This window comes from Mesorhizobium sp. B2-6-1, from assembly GCF_006440475.1.
Taxonomy (GTDB): Bacteria; Pseudomonadota; Alphaproteobacteria; order Rhizobiales; family Rhizobiaceae; genus Mesorhizobium.
Map to the genome: position 1 here is coordinate 77,396 of NZ_VFUH01000002.1, position 15,952 is coordinate 93,347.

Here is a 15,952-nt window from a genome sequence, read left to right on the forward strand (position 1 = left end):
CCAGCATGAACACCACCATTCGCAAGATCGGCAATTCCGAAGGTGTGATCCTGCCCAAGGAGCTACTCGACCGCCTGAATCTCAAAGCCGGTGATCAGCTTCAGGTTCTCGAAACAGACAAGGACATCGTCCTCAAACCGGTCGACGATAGTTTCGAGCGGCAGATGGAAGCTGCTCGCAAGGTCATGGACAAGTACAAGGTCGCGCTTCAGAAGCTCGCCGAATGAACTGGGAGTTCCTGTCGCGCCGCGCGGTGGAGGCGATGCATGCCGAACAATTGCGCCGGCATGGCGGCGCACAAGGTTTGCGGGATGAAAATGCACTTGAATCGGCACTGGCCCGGGCCGAGAACAAGGCTAATTACGGCACTCCGTCGATTGCAGATCTTGCAGCAGCCTATGTCTTCGGCATTGCCAGAAATCATGCCTTTGTCGACGGCAACAAACGCACGGCTATTGTCGCCGCCGGCGCCTTCCTGATCGTCAACGGTCAGGTCCTGACGGCGGACAACGGCACGCTTTATGAATTCGTGATGGCTATCGCCGCCGGCGAGATCGATGAAGCGGGTGCAGTCGCGTTCTTTCGCGACCACATCGTGAAGACCGAGGACTGATGTTGGGGTTCAGCCGCCCGCGCTCAGCTTGACGATTTCCCATTCCTTGCCATTGACGGTGGCGACATCGCCGACCTTCTTGCCAAACAAAGCAATCGCCATTGGCGATACATGGGAAATGCTGCCTTTCGATGGATCAGCCTCGTCCTCGCCGACGATCTTCCAGTGCACCTTCTTGCCGTCGTCGGCTTCGAGCGTGGCGCCCATGCCGAAGCGGATGACGTCGCTCCCGGGCTCGGGCACCGAAAGCTCGGCACTTTCGCGCCGCGCGGTCCAATAGCGCAGGTCGCGAGATACCAGTGCGATGCGCTCGCGGTCTCCCCGCCGCTCGGCTTTGGCCAATATGTCGCGCAGATCGGCCAGATTCTCGTCGATCATTGCCAGGCCACGCTCCGTCACCAGGTTGCGGTGTTGACTGATCGGCCGTTCGCCGACGCCTGCGATGGCGTTTTCGCTGTCTTCCTCGCGGGTAAAGGCTCTGCTCATTCCTTGAACTTATGCCCGCCCTCACGACTTCACAAGTCATTGCCCTCGCCGGGGACGCAGGTGCCTGACTGGCACGAATCCTGCCACTAGATGGGCAAAAGCCAGGACCTGTGCCGATGTTGAACAGACGCAAGCTGCTTGTCCGGACAGCCGGTTTTGCCGTGTTCGGGCTTTCGCTGGGCAAGGCAGCCGCCGCGAGCTTGCCCGGCGTCGAGAAAGCCTCGATGCGCGGATCGATCAACGCCACCGAGCTTGGCGTGCAACCCGGCACCTTTGACGATCAGAGCAAGGCTTTCGCCAAGCTGCTGCGCGAGGCCAGCGATCGCGACATGCCGGTTTTCCTGCAGCCCGGCACCTATGTCGTGTCCAACCTGACGCTGCCCGGCCGGGTGCGCCTTACCGGCGTGCCTGGCGCAACGCGCATCGTCTATGGTGGCGACGGCCACCTGTTCATGGCCGAACAAGCCGATCACATCGAGCTCAGCGGCCTGGTCCTCGACGGCTCAAACCGCTCGATGGGCGACTACGCGCAAGGACTGCTCGATCTGCGCCGCGTGGCGCATCTCATCGTCGATAATTGCCAGATAACCGGCAGCGGCAAGAACGGGCTGGCGCTCGAGCACGCGGCGGGCCGGGTCGAGCGCACGGAAATATCCGGAGCGGCGGACGCCGGCATCTATTCGGTCGAGGCCGCAGGGCTGGCGATCACAGGCAACACCGTCTCCGACTGCGCCAATGGCGGCATCCTCGTGCACCGCTGGCAAGCGGCGGAGGACGGCACCATCGTCACCGGCAACCGGGTCGAACGCATCGCGGCGCGCGGCGGCGGCACTGGCCAGAACGGCAATGGCATCAATGCCTTCCGCGCCGCCAACGTGATCGTCTCCGGCAATATTGTTTCGGACTGCGCATTCTCCGCCATCCGCGCCAACAGCGCCAGCAATCTGCAAGTATCGGGCAACACTTGCATGCGTTCCGGCGAAACGGCGGTCTATTCCGAATTCTCGTTCGAGGGCGCCGTTATCAGCAACAACATCGTCGATGGTGCCGCCAACGGCATCTCGATCGTCAATTTCAACGAAGGCGGACGCATGGGTGTTTGCTCGGGCAACATCGTGCGCAACCTGTCGACATCAGGCCCCTACCCCGCCGACCCGCCGGGATTCGGCGTCGGCATCGGCGTCGAGGCCGACACCACCGTGTCCAACAACGTCATCGAGAATGCGCCGCTCTACGGCATGTCGATCGGCTGGGGACCGTATCTGCGCAACGTCGTGGCCACCGGCAACATCATCCGCAAAGCGGGCACCGGCATCGTCGTCAGCGTGGTCGACGGTGCCGGAACCGCCATCATCTCCGACAATGTCATCGACGGCGCACGCAATGGCGCCATTGTCGGGCAGCGCTGGGCCGATCCGGCCACGGGCGATCTCGCCGCGTCAGCCGATACCGGCTTTCCGCATCTGACCGTCGAGCGCAATCACGTCAGTTGAGAAACGTCTGTCTCAGGCCAGTGCCGCCGTCGGCCTGAGCGCACCGACCGTGGCGCCTATCCGGCTTTCGATGGGTGCATTCGCCATTTCGAGCAGCTTCGCCGCCAAAACCTCGTCCGCACGCAGCAGTCGGGCGATGATTGCGGCCACCATGGATTCGGCGGCCCGGCCGGCACCATCATCGCATTTGAGTGCGATGCCGAGGCCAAGCTCGGGAAGCGCCGCGCAATGGACCCCTTCGGCGCCGCCCTTCGCAAATATTCGGCCAGGCGCCGCCTGCATCAGCGCGAGATCGGCGCGGCCTGTGCCGGCGACGAAGAACGGCTCGGCCATGCAAGCCGACAACAATCGCTTTGCCGCCCTGGCGCGCCCGGGCGCGAAGCCCCTGCCGGTCACCATGCGGGCAAAGCCAAGCGCAAAACTCCTGAGCGGCACCGCGTAGGTCGGGATCGAACAGCCATCGGTTGCGCGTTCGTCGGCGCCGTGGCGAGCTCCTGTCACCGCCTGCATGGCGTCGCGCACCATTTCCTGCAAGGCGTGATCCGCCCTGACATAGCCTTGAGGCTCGATGCCTGAATGGACGCAGGTGCAAAGAAAGCCGGAATGCTTGCCGGAGCAATTGTTGTGCAAGGCGTTCGGGGAACCGCCTGCGCGGGCGAGTGCGATCGTCGCGTCGTGGCTCGACGGCCAATGCGCGCCGCATTCAAGCGCCGACCCGTCCAGCCCGGCCCTCGCGAGCATCGACCGCGCCAGTTCGACGTGGGCCGGTTCGCCCGAATGAGAGGCGCAGGCCAGCGCCAGTTCGCGGTTACCGAAGCCGTAGGCATCGGCAGCACCGCTTTCGACCAGCGGCAGCGCCTGGATCGCCTTGACCGCGGAGCGCGGAAACACCGGCCTCGATGTGTCGCCGATCTCGAGAACCGGCTTGCCATCGGCGTCGAAAACCGCGACCGCGCCTCGGTGCGCGCTCTCGACGATGGCGCCACGCAGAACTTCGATCAGAACCGGATTTGTCATGTTGCCCCCGCGGATGCGGGTCGCTTTTACCGAATCCGATCGAGAATGGAAACGTAGTTGGCGACCGCCGCGCCGCCCATGTTGAAGATGCCGCCAAGCTTGGCGTTGGGCACCTGGATGCCGCCGGCCTCACCGACGAGCTGCATGGCGCTCAGCACATGCATCGACACGCCGGTGGCGCCGATCGGATGACCCTTCGCCTTCAGGCCGCCGGACGGGTTGACCGGCAGCCGCCCGTCCTTTGCGGTCGTGCCGTCCAGCGCCAGCCTCGCGCCCTCCCCAGGCTTCGCCAGGCCCATGGCTTCATATTCGATCAATTCGGCGATGGTGAAGCAGTCATGCGTCTCGACGAAGGAGAGATCATCAAGCGTCACGCCGGCATTCCTGAGCGCCCGGCTCCAGGCCTGCTCGCAGCCTTCGAAAGTCAGGATGTCGCGCTTCGACATCGGCAGGAAATCCTGCACGTGCTCATTGGCGCGGAAGGTGACGGCGCGGCGCATCTTCAGTGCCGTCGCTGTGTCGGTGAGGACGAGAGCGGCGGCACCGTCGGAGACCAGCGAGCAGTCGGTGCGCTTCAGCGGGCCAGCGACGAAGGGGTTCTTCTCGCTCTCCTGGCGGCAGAACTCGTAGCCGAAATCCTTACGCATTTGCGCATAGGGATTGTCGACGCCGTTCTTGTGGTTCTTGGCGGCGATCATGGCAAGCGCATCCGACTGGTCGCCATAGCGCTGGAAATAGGCTTGTGCGATCTTGCCGAAGACGCCGGCAAAGCCGGCCGGTGTGTCGCCATCCTCGGGCAAATAGGAGGCTTTCAGCAGGTTCCTGCCGATCTCGGGGCCGGGCGTCGTCGTCATCTGCTCGGCGCCGACCACCAGCACGATGCGGGCGGCATTGGCATCGATGGCGCGGACGCCTTGCCGGACAGCGGCCGAACCGGTGGCGCAGGCGTTCTCGACGCGCGTCGCCGGCTTGAAGCGCAGCCGGTCGTCGGCCTGGAGGACAAGGCTGGCGGTGAAATCCTGCGCGGAAAAGCCGGCGTTGAAATGTCCGAGCACAATCTCGTCGACGTCGTCCGGGCCAATGCCGGCATGGTCGAGCGCCTCGGTTGCCACTTTGACGATCAGGCTCTCCAATGTTTCGCCTTCAAGCTTGCCGAAGCGCGAATGCGCCCAGCCAACGATGCATGCGGTCATGGCAACCTCCATTTGCCGCGGATCCTAACACGTCATATCGCGGCCTGAGCACTCAATATTGTTCAATAATGAACCGTTTTCCAGTCCGCGGGATGAGCCAGAGCCGACAATCGGTTGTTGTTTGGGCTGAATTTTTGTTGATTGACCCGTCAATAAAAAATAATCTTCACCGAAACAATGGGAACAGCATGCCGAAAGTCGGAATGGAGCCACTGCGCCGCAAAGCGCTCATCGACGCGACGATCTCGGCGATCGGCGAGCGCGGCTCGCTTGACGTGACGATGTCGGAGATCGCCGGGCGCGCCGGCGTGTCGTCGGCGCTGGCCCATCACTATTTCGGCGTCAAGGATGAGCTGCTGTTCGCGACGATGCGGCATATCCTGGCCGAACTGACCACAGACATGCGGCGCGCGCTTCAATCCACCGGTTCCCCACGCGAACGCGTCTCGGCGGTCGTGGCCGTCAACTTCTCCGAGATCCAGTTCCGTGCCGAAACGATCGCCGCCTGGCTCGCCTTCTATGTCGAGGCGCAGAAATCGGCTGCGCTGCGCCGGCTGCTCAGGATTTATGCGCGGCGGCTGCATTCGAACCTGATGAGCGGGCTGGCCGGCATCCTGTCCCGAGCCGAGGCCGACCGCGTCGCCGAAGCGACGGCGGCGATGATCGACGGGCTCTATATCAGGCGCGCGCTCAAGGACGGCGTGCCCGATGCCGCGACCGCGATCGCATTGGTCGAGGACTATCTCGAAACGAAACTCAGCGGACGGCAGACGCAGTGACACGCAAGCACCCTAACTTCCTGATCGTCATGGTCGATCAGCTCAACGGAACTTTCTTTCCGGACGGGCCGGCTGACTTCCTGCACGCGCCGCATCTGAAGACGTTGGCCGCCCGCTCGGCGCGCTTCCGCAACAATTACACCGGCTCGCCGCTCTGTGCGCCGGGCCGTGCCTCGTTCATGAGCGGCCAGTTGCCGTCGCGCACCGGAGTCTATGACAACGCCGCCGAGTTCGCCTCGTCGATCCCGACCTTCGCTCATCATCTGCGCGCCGCCGGCTACCATACTTGCCTGTCGGGCAAGATGCACTTCGTCGGGCCGGACCAGTTGCACGGCTTCGAGGAACGGCTGACCACGGACATCTACCCCGCCGATTTCGGTTGGACGCCGGATTATCGTAAGCCCGGCGAGCGCATCGACTGGTGGTATCACAATCTGGGTTCGGTGACCGGGGCCGGCATTGCGGAAACCACCAACCAGATGGAATATGACGACGAGGTCGTGTTCCTCGCCACGCAGAAGCTCTACCAGCTTTCGCGGGAGCAGGATGATGAGGAGCGCCGGCCCTGGTGCCTGACCGTTTCGCTGTCACATCCGCACGACCCCTATGTCGCGCGCAAGCAGTACTGGGATCTCTACGAAAATTGCCAGGCGCTCGACCCGGAAACCAATTTCATTGCGTATGACGAACAGGATACGCATTCGCAGCGGCTGTATGTCGCCAGCGATTATCCGTCGTTCCAGATCACCCCTGAGCAGGTGCGCCGTTCGCGGCGTGGCTATTTCGCCAATATTTCCTATGTCGACGACAAGCTCGGCGAGCTCCTGGACGTCCTCAAGCGAACGCGCATGCTTGACGACACCACCATCCTGTTCTGCTCCGACCATGGCGACATGCTCGGCGAGCGCGGCCTATGGTTCAAGATGAGCTTCTTCGAGGGCTCGGCGCGGGTGCCGCTGATGATTGCCGGCAGGGGCGTTGCGGCCGGGCTGATCGAAGCGCCGGTTTCCAATCTCGACGTGACGCCGACGCTTTGCGACCTCGCCGGCATCGACATCGATGCCGTCGCGCCATGGACCGATGGCCAATCGCTGCTGCCTCTGATCGACGGTGAGCGGCGCAGCGCGCCTGTGCTGATGGAATATGCGGCTGAGGGTTCATACGCGCCTCTGGTGGCTATCCGCGAGGGCCGATACAAGTTCGTCCATTGCGAGCTCGATGCGCCGCAACTGTTCGATCTCCAATCCGATCCGCTGGAGCGGGAAAACCTCGCGGCAGATCCGGCCAACGAACCGCTGGTCGCGGCGTTCATGGACAAGGTGCGGGCGCGCTGGAACATGGCCGCCTTCGACGCTGCGGTGCGCGAAAGCCAGGCGCGCCGCTGGGTCGTCTATCGGGCGCTGCGCAACGGCGCCTACTACCCTTGGGATTTCCAGCCGCTGCAGAAAGCGTCCGAGCGCTACATGCGCAACCACATGAACCTCGACAATCTCGAAGAGAGCAAGCGGTATCCGCGAGGCGAATGATGACTACGCTTGTCCCCTCACTCGACCACCTGAAGCAAGCCTATGCGGTCACCGCCAAGGCGACGCAGATCACGCCGCTGCTGGAATCGGCGGCGCTCGCCAGGGAAACCGGCGCCGCTCGCGTCTTCGTCAAGGCGGAATCGCTGCAATGGGCGGGATCGTTCAAGGTTCGGGGCGCCTATTGGCGGCTGAAGCGGCTGTCGCCCGACGAAGCCAAGAAGGGCGTCGTCGCTTATTCTTCCGGCAATTTCGCGCAAGGACTGGCGGCTGCGGGCCAGGCGCTCGGCATTCCCGTCACCATCGTCATGCCGATCGACGCGCCGGCCGCCAAGCGCGACGCCACAGCAGGCTACGGCGCGCGCGTGGTACTTACCGATCACGGCGAGCGCGCGCGTGAGGAAGTCGCTGCCGCCAAGGCGCGCGAGATCGCCGAGACCGAAGGGCTGACATTGCTGCATCCCTTCGACGATCCGGAAATCGTGGCCGGCCAGGCAGGTGCCGGGCTGGAGGCACTGGAGCAGCTTTCTGCCAAGGGCGCGAAGGCGGACGTGCTGTTCTGCTCGGTCGGCGGCGGCGGCCTGATCGGCGGCGTTTCGCTCGCTTTCCACTATCTGTCGCCGGCCACGGAAATCATCGGCGTCGAGCCCGAAGGTTTCAACGGCATGGGCGCCTCGTTGGCGCATGGCAGCATCGAGACCATGCCGCTCGCCCCGAATTCGATCTGTGACGGGCTGATGTCGCGGCGGCCCGGCGACGCGCCGTTCGCGGCGGTCAGAACCGCCGGCGTTCGCGGCATCACTGTCGACGACGCCTTGGTGCGGCGGGCAATGAAAATCGCCTTCGAGCGGATGAAGCTGGTGCTTGAGCCGTCCGGAGCTGCCTCGCTGGCGGCACTGCTCGGCGGCAAGGTGGATGTGGCCGGCAAGACCGTCCTTGTGGTGGCTACCGGCGGCAATGTCTCGCTCGCCGATTTCATCACACATGTGAACGATGGGCGCATATGAACAATGCTTGAAGCGGATTTCGTCATCATCGGCTCCGGCTCCGCCGGCTCGGCCATGGCCTATCGCCTGTCGGAGGATGGCAAGCACTCGGTCATCGTTATCGAATTCGGCGGCTCCGATGTCGGGCCGCTGATCCAGATGCCATCGGCGCTGTCGATCCCGCTCAACATGAGCCTCTACGACTGGGGCTTCGCCAGCGAGCCCGAGCCGCATCTCGGCGGCCGCGTGCTGGCAACGCCGCGCGGCAAGGTGATCGGAGGCTCGTCCTCGATCAACGGCATGGTCTATGTGCGCGGCCACGCCCGCGACTTCGACCACTGGGCCGAACAGGGAGCCGCCGGCTGGGGTTTTGCAGACGTGCTTCCCTATTTCAAGCGCATGGAAGATGCGGAGGGCGGCGAGGACGGCTGGCGGGGCCGTGGCGGGCCGCTGCACGTGCGGCGCGGCACGCGGAAAAACCCGCTCTATGGCGCCTTCGTCGAGGCGGGCCGCCAAGCCGGCTTCGAACTGACCGACGACTATAATGGCTCCAGGCAAGAGGGGTTCGGCCCGATGGAGCAGACCATTTTCGGCGGCCGCCGCTGGTCGGCGGCATCAGCCTATCTGAAGCCGGCGCTCGGGCGCAAAAACGTAAGCCTGGTCAAGGGCTTTGCGCGACGGGTGATCATCGAGAATCAACGCGCCATCGGCGTCGAGATCGAAGCTCGCAAACAGATTCAGGTCGTTAAGGCGCGACGTGAGGTGATCGTCGCGGCATCGTCGATCAACTCGCCGAAAATCCTGATGCTGTCGGGAATCGGGCCTGCAGAGCATCTCAGGGAAAACGGCATCGCGGTGGTAGCCGATAGACCCGGCGTCGGCCGCAACCTGCAGGACCATCTGGAACTCTATATCCAGCAGGAATCGACAAAGCCGATCACGCTGAATTCGGTGCTCAATCCGTTCTCCAAGGCGATGATCGGGGCGCAGTGGCTGTTCTTCAAGACCGGCCTTGGCGCCACCAATCATTTCGAGGCGGCTGCCTTCGTGCGCTCGCGCGCCGGCGTCGACTATCCTGATATCCAGTACCACTTCATCCCGGCGGCGGTGCGCTATGACGGCAAGGCGGCGGCGAAGTCGCATGGTTTTCAGGCGCATGTCGGGCCAATGCGCTCGAAGTCGCGCGGCTCGGTGACGCTGCGCTCGCCGGATCCGAATTCGAAACCGGTGATCCACTTCAACTACATGTCGCATCCCGACGACTGGAGCGAGTTCCGCCACTGCATCAGGCTGACGCGCGAGATTTTCGGCCAGAAGGCCTTCGACGGCTTCCGCGGCCAGGAAATTTCGCCCGGCAGCCACGTGCAATCGGACGACGACCTCGACATCTTCATCAGGGATCACGCCGAAAGCGCCTATCATCCCTGCGGCACCTGCCGGATGGGCCGCGCCGACGAGGTCACGAGCGTCGTCGATCCGGAATGCCGCGTGATCGGCGTCGAGGGCCTGCGGGTAGCCGATTCCTCTATCTTCCCGCGCGTCACCAACGGCAACCTCAACGCGCCGTCGATCATGACTGGCGAGAAGGCTTCCGACCACATTCTCGGCCGCACGCCGCTGGCGCCTTCCAACCAGGAACCATGGATCAATCCCCGCTGGCAGGCGTCCGACAGATAGAGCATGATCGTGCAACCGCACGATCGGCATGCCGCTAAGACGATTTGGAGAAGCCCATGCGCGCCCAGCCAACGGCATCGCACTATGTCAACGGACGCTACATAGACGACGAGCAAGGCGCGCCACTGCCGGTCATCTATCCGGCAACCGGCGAGACCATCGCCCTGCTGCGCTCGGCGACGCCGAACGTGCTGGAACTCGCCATCGAGGCTGCGCGTGCCGCGCAACCGGCTTGGGCGCGGCTGAAGCCGGTGGAGCGCGGCCGCATCCTGCGCCGCGCCGCCGACATCTTGCGCGCCCGCAACGCCGATCTTGCCCGCCTCGAGACGCTCGACACCGGTAAGGCGATTCAGGAAACGCTGGTGGCGGATGCGCCATCGGCCGCGGATTGCCTGGAATATTTCGGCGGCGCGGTTGCAGCTTACAATGGCGAGGCTGTCGATTTGGGCGGGGCCTTCGCCTACACGCGGCGCGAGGCGCTCGGCGTTTGCGTCGGCATAGGCGCCTGGAACTATCCAATCCAGATCGCCGGCTGGAAATCCGCGCCCGCGCTCGCCATGGGCAACGCCATGGTGTTCAAACCATCGGAAAACACGCCATTGTCGGCATTGGCCCTGGCCGAGATCTACAGCGAGGCAGGCCTGCCCGACGGGCTGTTCAACGTCGTGCAAGGCTATGGCGATGTCGGCGCCAGCCTAGTCAGCCACGATGTCGTGGCCAAGGTGTCGGTGACCGGCTCGGTGCCGACCGGCCGCAAGGTGCTGTCGCTCGCCGGCTCGAAGATGAAGCACGCGACGATGGAACTCGGCGGCAAGTCGCCGCTGATCGTCTTCGACGACGCCGATCTCGAGAATGCCGTCGGCGGCGCCATGCTCGGCAATTTCTATTCGACGGGGCAGATCTGCTCCAACGGCACGCGCGTCTTCGTCCAGAAGGGCATCCATGACCGCTTCGTCGACCGGCTCGTCGAGCGAACCAAGAAGATCCGCATCGGCGACCCACTCGATGCCGAAACCCAGATGGGCCCGCTGGTCAGCAAGGCACAGCAGGAGAAGGTCGTCTCGTACATCGCGGCGGGCAAGCAAGAAGGCGCCACGCTCGCCTGCGGTGGCAACGTGCCCTCGCTGCAAGGTTTTGAAGGCGGCTTCTTCGTCGAGCCGACGGTGTTCACCGGGGTGAGCGACAGCATGCGCATCGCGCGCGAGGAAATCTTCGGGCCTGTCATGAGCGTGCTGAAATTCGACGGCGAGGACGAGGTGGTCGAGCGCGCCAACGACACTGAGTTCGGTCTCGCGGCCGGCGTGTTCACGCGCGACCTGTCGCGCGCCCACCGCGTCATCGCCGAGCTGCAGGCCGGCACGTGCTGGATCAACGCCTACAACCTGACCCCGGTCGAAATCCCCTTCGGCGGTGTCAAGCAATCCGGCATTGGGCGAGAAAATTCACTGGCCGCGCTGGCGCTCTATTCGCAGATGAAGGCGGTTTATGTCGAGACCGGGGATGTGGTCAGCCCGTATTGAGCAAAATGTCGTCGGGACAGCGCCTCTTTCTCAGCCGCCCTTCTCGGCAGTCCCATCCAGATACTGCGTCAGCGCGCACACGAGATGATAAAAAATGCTGGCCGGCACATCTGATGCCCGCGAGCGGCCGCGCTCGTCGACGCGGTCGATCCACAGACCCAGCGGCGCCGGGTCGATGTGCCAGCGGAACAGCCGGCCTACGCGTTCCTCGATCTCCGGCTTGAGATCGGGTCCGCCAGAACCGTCCAACGCAATCGCCGCCTTGACCGCTTCGGCCTGTGGCCAACTACGCGAGACCAGGTCCAGCGGCAGACCCTGCCGGGAGACGGCGCCATAGGCAAGGCCTGTGGCGCGGTTGAGGCCATTGGCGATGGCCGAGGCATAGAGTTTCCTGGCGAAGCCACTCAGTTCGGCCTGGCCGCTAAGAGCGGCGAAATCGACAAGCAGCGCGGCCCATTCGAAATGATGGCCGGGCTCGGTCCAGGTACCCTTCTCGCCCGCCACGGGCCTCCAGCCGGCGTCGAAATATTCACCCAGCGTCCAGCTTTCGGGATCGAAGAAGTGGTTGCGGAACAGGTCGATGATGCGTGCCGCGCGGCGCAGATAAGCGCGCTCGCCTGTCGCTTCGTGCCAGGCGAGGAAGGCTTCCAGAAAATGCATATGCGGATTGGAGCGCCGCTCGCCCTGCCCGTCCGAGGTTTCGAGAAAGCCGGTCATGCGGCTATCCTCGAGATGGGCATCGAGGAAGGCGAAGGTCTCCTCGCCGAGCCGCAGCGCATCCGGATGGCCCGACATGTGGGCATGTGCCAGCGCCAGAAGCACGCAGGAATGATCGTAGGCGTCCTCGACCGGGTCGGCGACCGAACCGTCGATGTCGAGGGTGCGCACCCAGCCGCCCCTTGCCGTTCGGCCGCTTCCGGCCATGAAGTCGATGCCGTGGGCGATGAGCCGGTCGGCCGAGCCGTCCCAGCCGCGTTGCTTGGCGACCGCAAAGGCGTAGACTTGGCGGGCCTGCGTGCGCATGCGCTTGGGTTTCATCAGCGGCGTGGCGTCGAAGCCAAGCGCCTCGTGGAAGCCGCCATAGCGTTCGTCGACGCCTGATGTCGACCACAGCGGAAGCGTCTCCTGAAACAGCCAGTGGTGGACGCGACGGCGCCAGGCGCCGCTTTCGATGACCCGGTCGTGGGCAGGCGTGAAACGGGTTTCCAGCCGGCCGGATTTTTCGAGCTGCTCGACGATCTTCTTGACGTGCTGGCTATGGCTGACCGGGGCGACGAAGGTAGCGTCCGATGTCGAGACGATGGCGACATCTCTCATGCCGATGGCCGACAGCAGCCGGCCATCGCTGCGAATGTAGGAATTCTCGCAATCGATGGCGACGACGTCGCCGGCGATGACATTGCCTTGGCTATCGGCAGGCCCGACATCGAGCAGCGACTGCCAGGAGCCGAGATCGTTCCAGCGAAAGCTGGCCGGCACCATGGCGATGTCCTTTGCCCGCTCCATGATGGCATAGTCGATCGAGACCGAAGGAATGGCGCCGTAGAGGTCCAGCGGCATGTAGAAGCCGGAAAGGTCCGATGTCGCAGCCTTGTAGGCAGCTTCGGTCGCCTGCCAGATCTTCGGCTCGAAAGCTGCGAAAGCATCACGCATGGCGCCGGCGCGAAACAGGAAGATGCCGGTGTTCCAGTGGAAATTGCCGGCTTCGAGATAGGCCTGGGCGGTGGCAAGGTCCGGCTTTTCGACGAAGCGCGAGACATCGAACACGCCTGCTCTTTCGGCGGCGACTTCGATGTAGCCATAGCCGGTCTCCGGCTGTGTCGGCTTGAGGCCGAACACCACCAGCCGCCCGGCGCTGGCAGCGGCGATGCCCGCCTCGACGCTCTGCCAGAATTGCCGCGCGGTCGAAATCTCGTGATCGGACGGCACCACCAGCACCAGTTCGTCACCGAATTCGGCGAGCGTGCGCAGGCTTGCCAGCGCCACCGCCGCGGCGGTGTTGCGGCCGGTAGGTTCGAACAGCGGCCCACCGCCGGCAAGGTTTATGCCGGCGAGATCGGCATGGACGCGCTCGGCATGGCGTTCGGAAGCGATCATGAAGATGGGCGTATCGCCGCTGGGCCGTGACGCCAGCCGGCGCAAGGTCTTTGCCAGCATCGAGCCGTCGCCCGAAAGGTCGTGGAACTGCTTGGGATTGTCCTCGCGCGACAGCGGCCAGAGCCGCGAGCCGACGCCGCCGCTCATGACGAAACTGACGATGCGCTGGCTCATGATGCCCTTGTCAAAAGATCTGGTTGTAGGCGCCGACTTCCGGACTACGGCGCAGCACCGCGTCGAACGTCTGCCGGCGCCGCTGCGACGATACCGGGCTCTCCACCACCACGACAAGCTCCGGCAATCCGAAACTGTTGGGCCGTGCTTCGCCAACGATCCTGAGGGTCAAGACTGGAAATCTCCGGGCGGCTGGAAACACAAATCGCGCAAACGTTTGCCGAGGAGTGCCCTACCACGGAAGCCTTTAAGCGGCGTTTATTCGAGGCGCTGAAACAGGCTCGCGAAGAAAGCTGGCGAAATGCGACAGAAGTGCTGCCATTGACGCTTGCAGGAACCAGATGCGGCGGCTATAAGCCCGCGTCTGGTCACGGAGTGTAGCGCAGCCTGGTAGCGCACCTCGTTCGGGACGAGGGGGTCGCAGGTTCAAATCCTGCCACTCCGACCAGAAAAACAAAGCGATACGCGTGTTTGTTGTTCCCGCTGCAGCGGCTCGATGTTTGATCGTCGCCTGCTCCAATTCATCGCTTTACGCAATTCCGGCTCCAATTCATCGCTTTACGCAATTCCGGACGGAAAAACCGCTGCGCAGTTTTCCTGGAATTGGTTTAGCTGACGCGTTCTATGAGTTCGATTGCCGCTTTGGTGACGTCGGCGGCGTCAAGCCGTTGAACGCAATAAACGCCCCCTGCATTGCCCACCTTGCAGAGGCCCGGCGCTATGCACTTGCATGGCATCGGAGGCTGCAGCGTACGGTTAGGAACGCCAAGAGGCCCCCAGATGTCAGGTTGGGTCAGACCGAACAGGCCAACGACGGGCGTTTTCATGGCCGCGGCCAGGTGCATGGGTCCGCTTTCGTTGCCCAGGAAGATCAGGGCCTCGCCCAGCAGGGGCAAAAGGGTGGTCAGGGGTGCCTGGCCAACGAGATTCACGATCGGCGATGTTGCCGCATCCAACACCTTGCCTGCGATACCTGCCTCGTCCGGGCCGCCAACGATGACCGCCCGGAGACCCTTTCGACGGTAAATCTCTCCCAGGACCGATGCGAAACGGTCAGGCTGCCAGCAACGGCCTGGGAAACTGGCGCCGGCATGGACGGCGACAAACGACTTCGTTTCCAATTCGTGTCGGGCAAGCAGCTGCTTTGCCTGACGCGAACCGGATTCGGTTGGCTTGAGGGACGGAATAGGATCGGTCACAGGAATGCCAAGGGCAAACAGCGGCGACAGGTACCGATGCAGATAATGCTCGCCGCCATGGCCGTATGTGGCGGCAAAGATGTTGGCGCTTTGGCGCTCCCAGAATTTCAGGGGCTGCTCCGATGGAACATAGCCTACGCGAAAAGGCGCCTTGACGAAGCGCATCACAAGCCGTGATGTCTTGGAGTCGGACAGATCGATGATAAGATCATAATCCGACTTCCTCAGATCGTGCAGGAGCCTGGTCATTCCGGACATGCGCTCGAAAGGGGAGCCGCGCATTTTGCCGCGATCGAGCGAAACCACGCTGTCGGCGATGCCTTGCTCCAGAACGAATTTCGCCAGCGCCGCCTGGCATAGCATGGTGATCGTCGCGTTCGGAAACTCTGCCCGCAGATGCCTGACCAGAACCGAAGTTAGAACAACATCCCCGATAAACTTCGTCTGATTTATGAGTATTGATTGTACGTTGCCAGCCTTCGGCAGCGCCTTTGCCGGCTCTTTTGAATTCTTGATCCAACTTTTCATGGAATGACTATTCCATTTCAGCCAAAAAGAATCCAAAATTTTCGACAAACGATCGATGTAGGCAATAGCCGCGCAATGACAAGCTCGTTCTGTCCGCTGATATAGGATATCGCCTCAGCCATCAACCAACCAGGAATATTTGTCAACGCAGATGGGGCTCGCAGGCTCTCTTTCAAGGGTTCCGCCGAGGTCGAACTCGTGTCCGTCGTGAATGTGAATGACCCCGGTTCGTTTCGGCGTACGCACGCATGCGGACATATCGGAGGGTGGCCATGGTCGCTTACGCTGGAGTAAGGTCGTGGACATGAAATTGCATTCGACCCCCAGCAGGCCGTTCATCCCCGTGCTCCTCCTCGCCCTTGTCGGAGGCTGCGCGTCGACCAGCGGATCGATCGATCCGGCGAATTACGACAAGATGACATGCGCCGAACTGAACAGCGCCATAGGCGAAGCCGCCAAAGACATCTCGCAGACAGCCATCACGCGGGGCAAGGTCGCCAGCACCAGTGTTCCGAGATGGCTGCTGGGCGGCTCAAGCGTCAAGGCCGCCGTCGCCAATCGCGAAACGACCAGGATCGATCGGCTGAAGCAGCAGCAAGCGGCCATGGCCGCCGCCAGGGCGCGCAAATGCCCAGGGCTGGCGAGTTGAGCTGAGGCGCCGCCGCCC

15 protein-coding genes and 1 tRNA gene are annotated in these 15,952 nt (G+C 63.2%); 10 read left to right on the forward strand and 6 right to left on the reverse strand.

Annotation, left to right across the window (positions count from 1 at the left end):
- Positions 1 to 5 precede the first annotated feature (5 nt).
- Positions 6 to 227: an AbrB/MazE/SpoVT family DNA-binding domain-containing protein gene (locus FJ443_RS05115; protein WP_140494768.1), complete on the forward strand. Its 222-nt coding sequence runs from the start codon at positions 6 to 8 to the stop codon at positions 225 to 227.
- Positions 224 to 613, forward strand: coding sequence for a type II toxin-antitoxin system death-on-curing family toxin (locus tag FJ443_RS05120; protein WP_140517949.1), 390 nt, complete (start codon positions 224 to 226; stop codon positions 611 to 613). The genes FJ443_RS05115 and FJ443_RS05120 overlap by 4 nt, the downstream gene beginning before the upstream one ends.
- 9 nt (positions 614 to 622) lie before the next feature.
- On the opposite strand, the gene greA is transcribed toward FJ443_RS05120, so the two are convergent.
- Positions 623 to 1,099, reverse strand: coding sequence for a transcription elongation factor GreA (greA, locus tag FJ443_RS05125; protein WP_140494772.1), 477 nt, complete (start codon positions 1,097 to 1,099; stop codon positions 623 to 625).
- A 116-nt stretch (positions 1,100 to 1,215) separates the two neighbouring features.
- Here greA and FJ443_RS05130 point away from each other — a divergent pair, with 116 nt between their 5' ends.
- Positions 1,216 to 2,592, forward strand: a complete 1,377-nt coding sequence (locus tag FJ443_RS05130; RefSeq protein WP_140517948.1) for a TIGR03808 family TAT-translocated repetitive protein — start codon at positions 1,216 to 1,218, stop codon at positions 2,590 to 2,592.
- A gap of 12 nt (positions 2,593 to 2,604) precedes the next feature.
- Here the strand turns inward: FJ443_RS05130 and FJ443_RS05135 are convergent, their stop codons facing one another.
- A complete protein-coding gene (locus FJ443_RS05135; protein WP_140662984.1) occupies positions 2,605 to 3,609 on the reverse strand; it encodes an asparaginase in 1,005 nt (334 codons plus the stop codon).
- Positions 3,610 to 3,635: 26 nt separating this feature from the next.
- Positions 3,636 to 4,802: an acetyl-CoA acetyltransferase gene (locus FJ443_RS05140; RefSeq protein WP_140662987.1), complete on the reverse strand. Its 1,167-nt coding sequence runs from the start codon at positions 4,800 to 4,802 to the stop codon at positions 3,636 to 3,638.
- A gap of 188 nt (positions 4,803 to 4,990) precedes the next feature.
- Here FJ443_RS05140 and betI point away from each other — a divergent pair, with 188 nt between their 5' ends.
- The 5 genes from betI to betB are packed head-to-tail and all read left to right on the forward strand — an operon-like array spanning position 4,991 to position 11,287.
- On the forward strand, positions 4,991 to 5,581 hold the full coding sequence (gene betI / locus FJ443_RS05145; RefSeq protein ID WP_140494780.1) for a transcriptional regulator BetI: 591 nt from the start codon (positions 4,991 to 4,993) through the stop codon (positions 5,579 to 5,581).
- Positions 5,578 to 7,107, forward strand: coding sequence for a choline-sulfatase (gene betC / locus FJ443_RS05150; RefSeq protein ID WP_140517945.1), 1,530 nt, complete (start codon positions 5,578 to 5,580; stop codon positions 7,105 to 7,107). Before betI ends, betC begins: the two co-directional genes overlap by 4 nt.
- Positions 7,104 to 8,111, forward strand: a complete 1,008-nt coding sequence (locus FJ443_RS05155) for a threonine/serine dehydratase (RefSeq protein ID WP_140517944.1) — start codon at positions 7,104 to 7,106, stop codon at positions 8,109 to 8,111. The genes betC and FJ443_RS05155 overlap by 4 nt, the downstream gene beginning before the upstream one ends.
- Before the next feature lie 3 nt (positions 8,112 to 8,114).
- On the forward strand, positions 8,115 to 9,767 hold the full coding sequence (betA, locus tag FJ443_RS05160) for a choline dehydrogenase (protein WP_140517943.1): 1,653 nt from the start codon (positions 8,115 to 8,117) through the stop codon (positions 9,765 to 9,767).
- Positions 9,768 to 9,823: 56 nt separating this feature from the next.
- Positions 9,824 to 11,287, forward strand: a complete 1,464-nt coding sequence (betB, locus tag FJ443_RS05165) for a betaine-aldehyde dehydrogenase (RefSeq protein WP_140580826.1) — start codon at positions 9,824 to 9,826, stop codon at positions 11,285 to 11,287.
- A 30-nt stretch (positions 11,288 to 11,317) separates the two neighbouring features.
- Here betB and FJ443_RS05170 read toward each other — a convergent pair whose 3' ends face one another.
- Both FJ443_RS05170 and FJ443_RS31085 read right to left on the reverse strand, forming a co-directional pair.
- Positions 11,318 to 13,558: an AGE family epimerase/isomerase gene (locus tag FJ443_RS05170; RefSeq protein ID WP_140662989.1), complete on the reverse strand. Its 2,241-nt coding sequence runs from the start codon at positions 13,556 to 13,558 to the stop codon at positions 11,318 to 11,320.
- Between the two features lie 10 nt (positions 13,559 to 13,568).
- Positions 13,569 to 13,730, reverse strand: coding sequence for a hypothetical protein (locus FJ443_RS31085; RefSeq protein ID WP_181167211.1), 162 nt, complete (start codon positions 13,728 to 13,730; stop codon positions 13,569 to 13,571).
- A 199-nt stretch (positions 13,731 to 13,929) separates the two neighbouring features.
- Between FJ443_RS31085 and FJ443_RS05175 the strand changes: the two genes are divergently transcribed.
- Positions 13,930 to 14,006, forward strand: a tRNA-Pro gene (locus FJ443_RS05175).
- 160 nt (positions 14,007 to 14,166) lie between these two features.
- Here the strand turns inward: FJ443_RS05175 and FJ443_RS05180 are convergent.
- Positions 14,167 to 15,285: a glycosyltransferase family 9 protein gene (locus FJ443_RS05180; RefSeq protein WP_140520751.1), complete on the reverse strand. Its 1,119-nt coding sequence runs from the start codon at positions 15,283 to 15,285 to the stop codon at positions 14,167 to 14,169.
- 304 nt (positions 15,286 to 15,589) lie between these two features.
- Between FJ443_RS05180 and FJ443_RS05185 the strand changes: the two genes are divergently transcribed.
- On the forward strand, positions 15,590 to 15,934 hold the full coding sequence (locus tag FJ443_RS05185; protein WP_140663382.1) for a hypothetical protein: 345 nt from the start codon (positions 15,590 to 15,592) through the stop codon (positions 15,932 to 15,934).
- The last annotated feature ends 18 nt before the right edge of the window (positions 15,935 to 15,952 follow it).

What these genes read in the sequence shown, in the direction of transcription:
- betB (WP_140580826.1), top strand. Translation starts at nt 9,824, where the DNA reads ATGCGCGCCCAGCCAACGGCATCGCACTATGTCAACGGACGCTACATA.
- FJ443_RS05170 (WP_140662989.1), bottom strand. Translation starts at nt 13,558, where the DNA reads ATGAGCCAGCGCATCGTCAGTTTCGTCATGAGCGGCGGCGTCGGCTCG.
- FJ443_RS05180 (WP_140520751.1), bottom strand. Translation starts at nt 15,285, where the DNA reads ATGAAAAGTTGGATCAAGAATTCAAAAGAGCCGGCAAAGGCGCTGCCG.
- FJ443_RS05185 (WP_140663382.1), top strand. Translation starts at nt 15,590, where the DNA reads ATGAAATTGCATTCGACCCCCAGCAGGCCGTTCATCCCCGTGCTCCTC.
- FJ443_RS05130 (WP_140517948.1), top strand. Translation starts at nt 1,216, where the DNA reads ATGTTGAACAGACGCAAGCTGCTTGTCCGGACAGCCGGTTTTGCCGTG.
- FJ443_RS05120 (WP_140517949.1), top strand. Translation starts at nt 224, where the DNA reads ATGAACTGGGAGTTCCTGTCGCGCCGCGCGGTGGAGGCGATGCATGCC.
- FJ443_RS05135 (WP_140662984.1), bottom strand. Translation starts at nt 3,609, where the DNA reads ATGACAAATCCGGTTCTGATCGAAGTTCTGCGTGGCGCCATCGTCGAG.
- FJ443_RS05140 (WP_140662987.1), bottom strand. Translation starts at nt 4,802, where the DNA reads ATGACCGCATGCATCGTTGGCTGGGCGCATTCGCGCTTCGGCAAGCTT.
- betI (WP_140494780.1), top strand. Translation starts at nt 4,991, where the DNA reads ATGCCGAAAGTCGGAATGGAGCCACTGCGCCGCAAAGCGCTCATCGAC.
- greA (WP_140494772.1), bottom strand. Translation starts at nt 1,099, where the DNA reads ATGAGCAGAGCCTTTACCCGCGAGGAAGACAGCGAAAACGCCATCGCA.
- betA (WP_140517943.1), top strand. Translation starts at nt 8,115, where the DNA reads ATGCTTGAAGCGGATTTCGTCATCATCGGCTCCGGCTCCGCCGGCTCG.
- FJ443_RS05115 (WP_140494768.1), top strand. Translation starts at nt 6, where the DNA reads ATGAACACCACCATTCGCAAGATCGGCAATTCCGAAGGTGTGATCCTG.
- FJ443_RS05155 (WP_140517944.1), top strand. Translation starts at nt 7,104, where the DNA reads ATGATGACTACGCTTGTCCCCTCACTCGACCACCTGAAGCAAGCCTAT.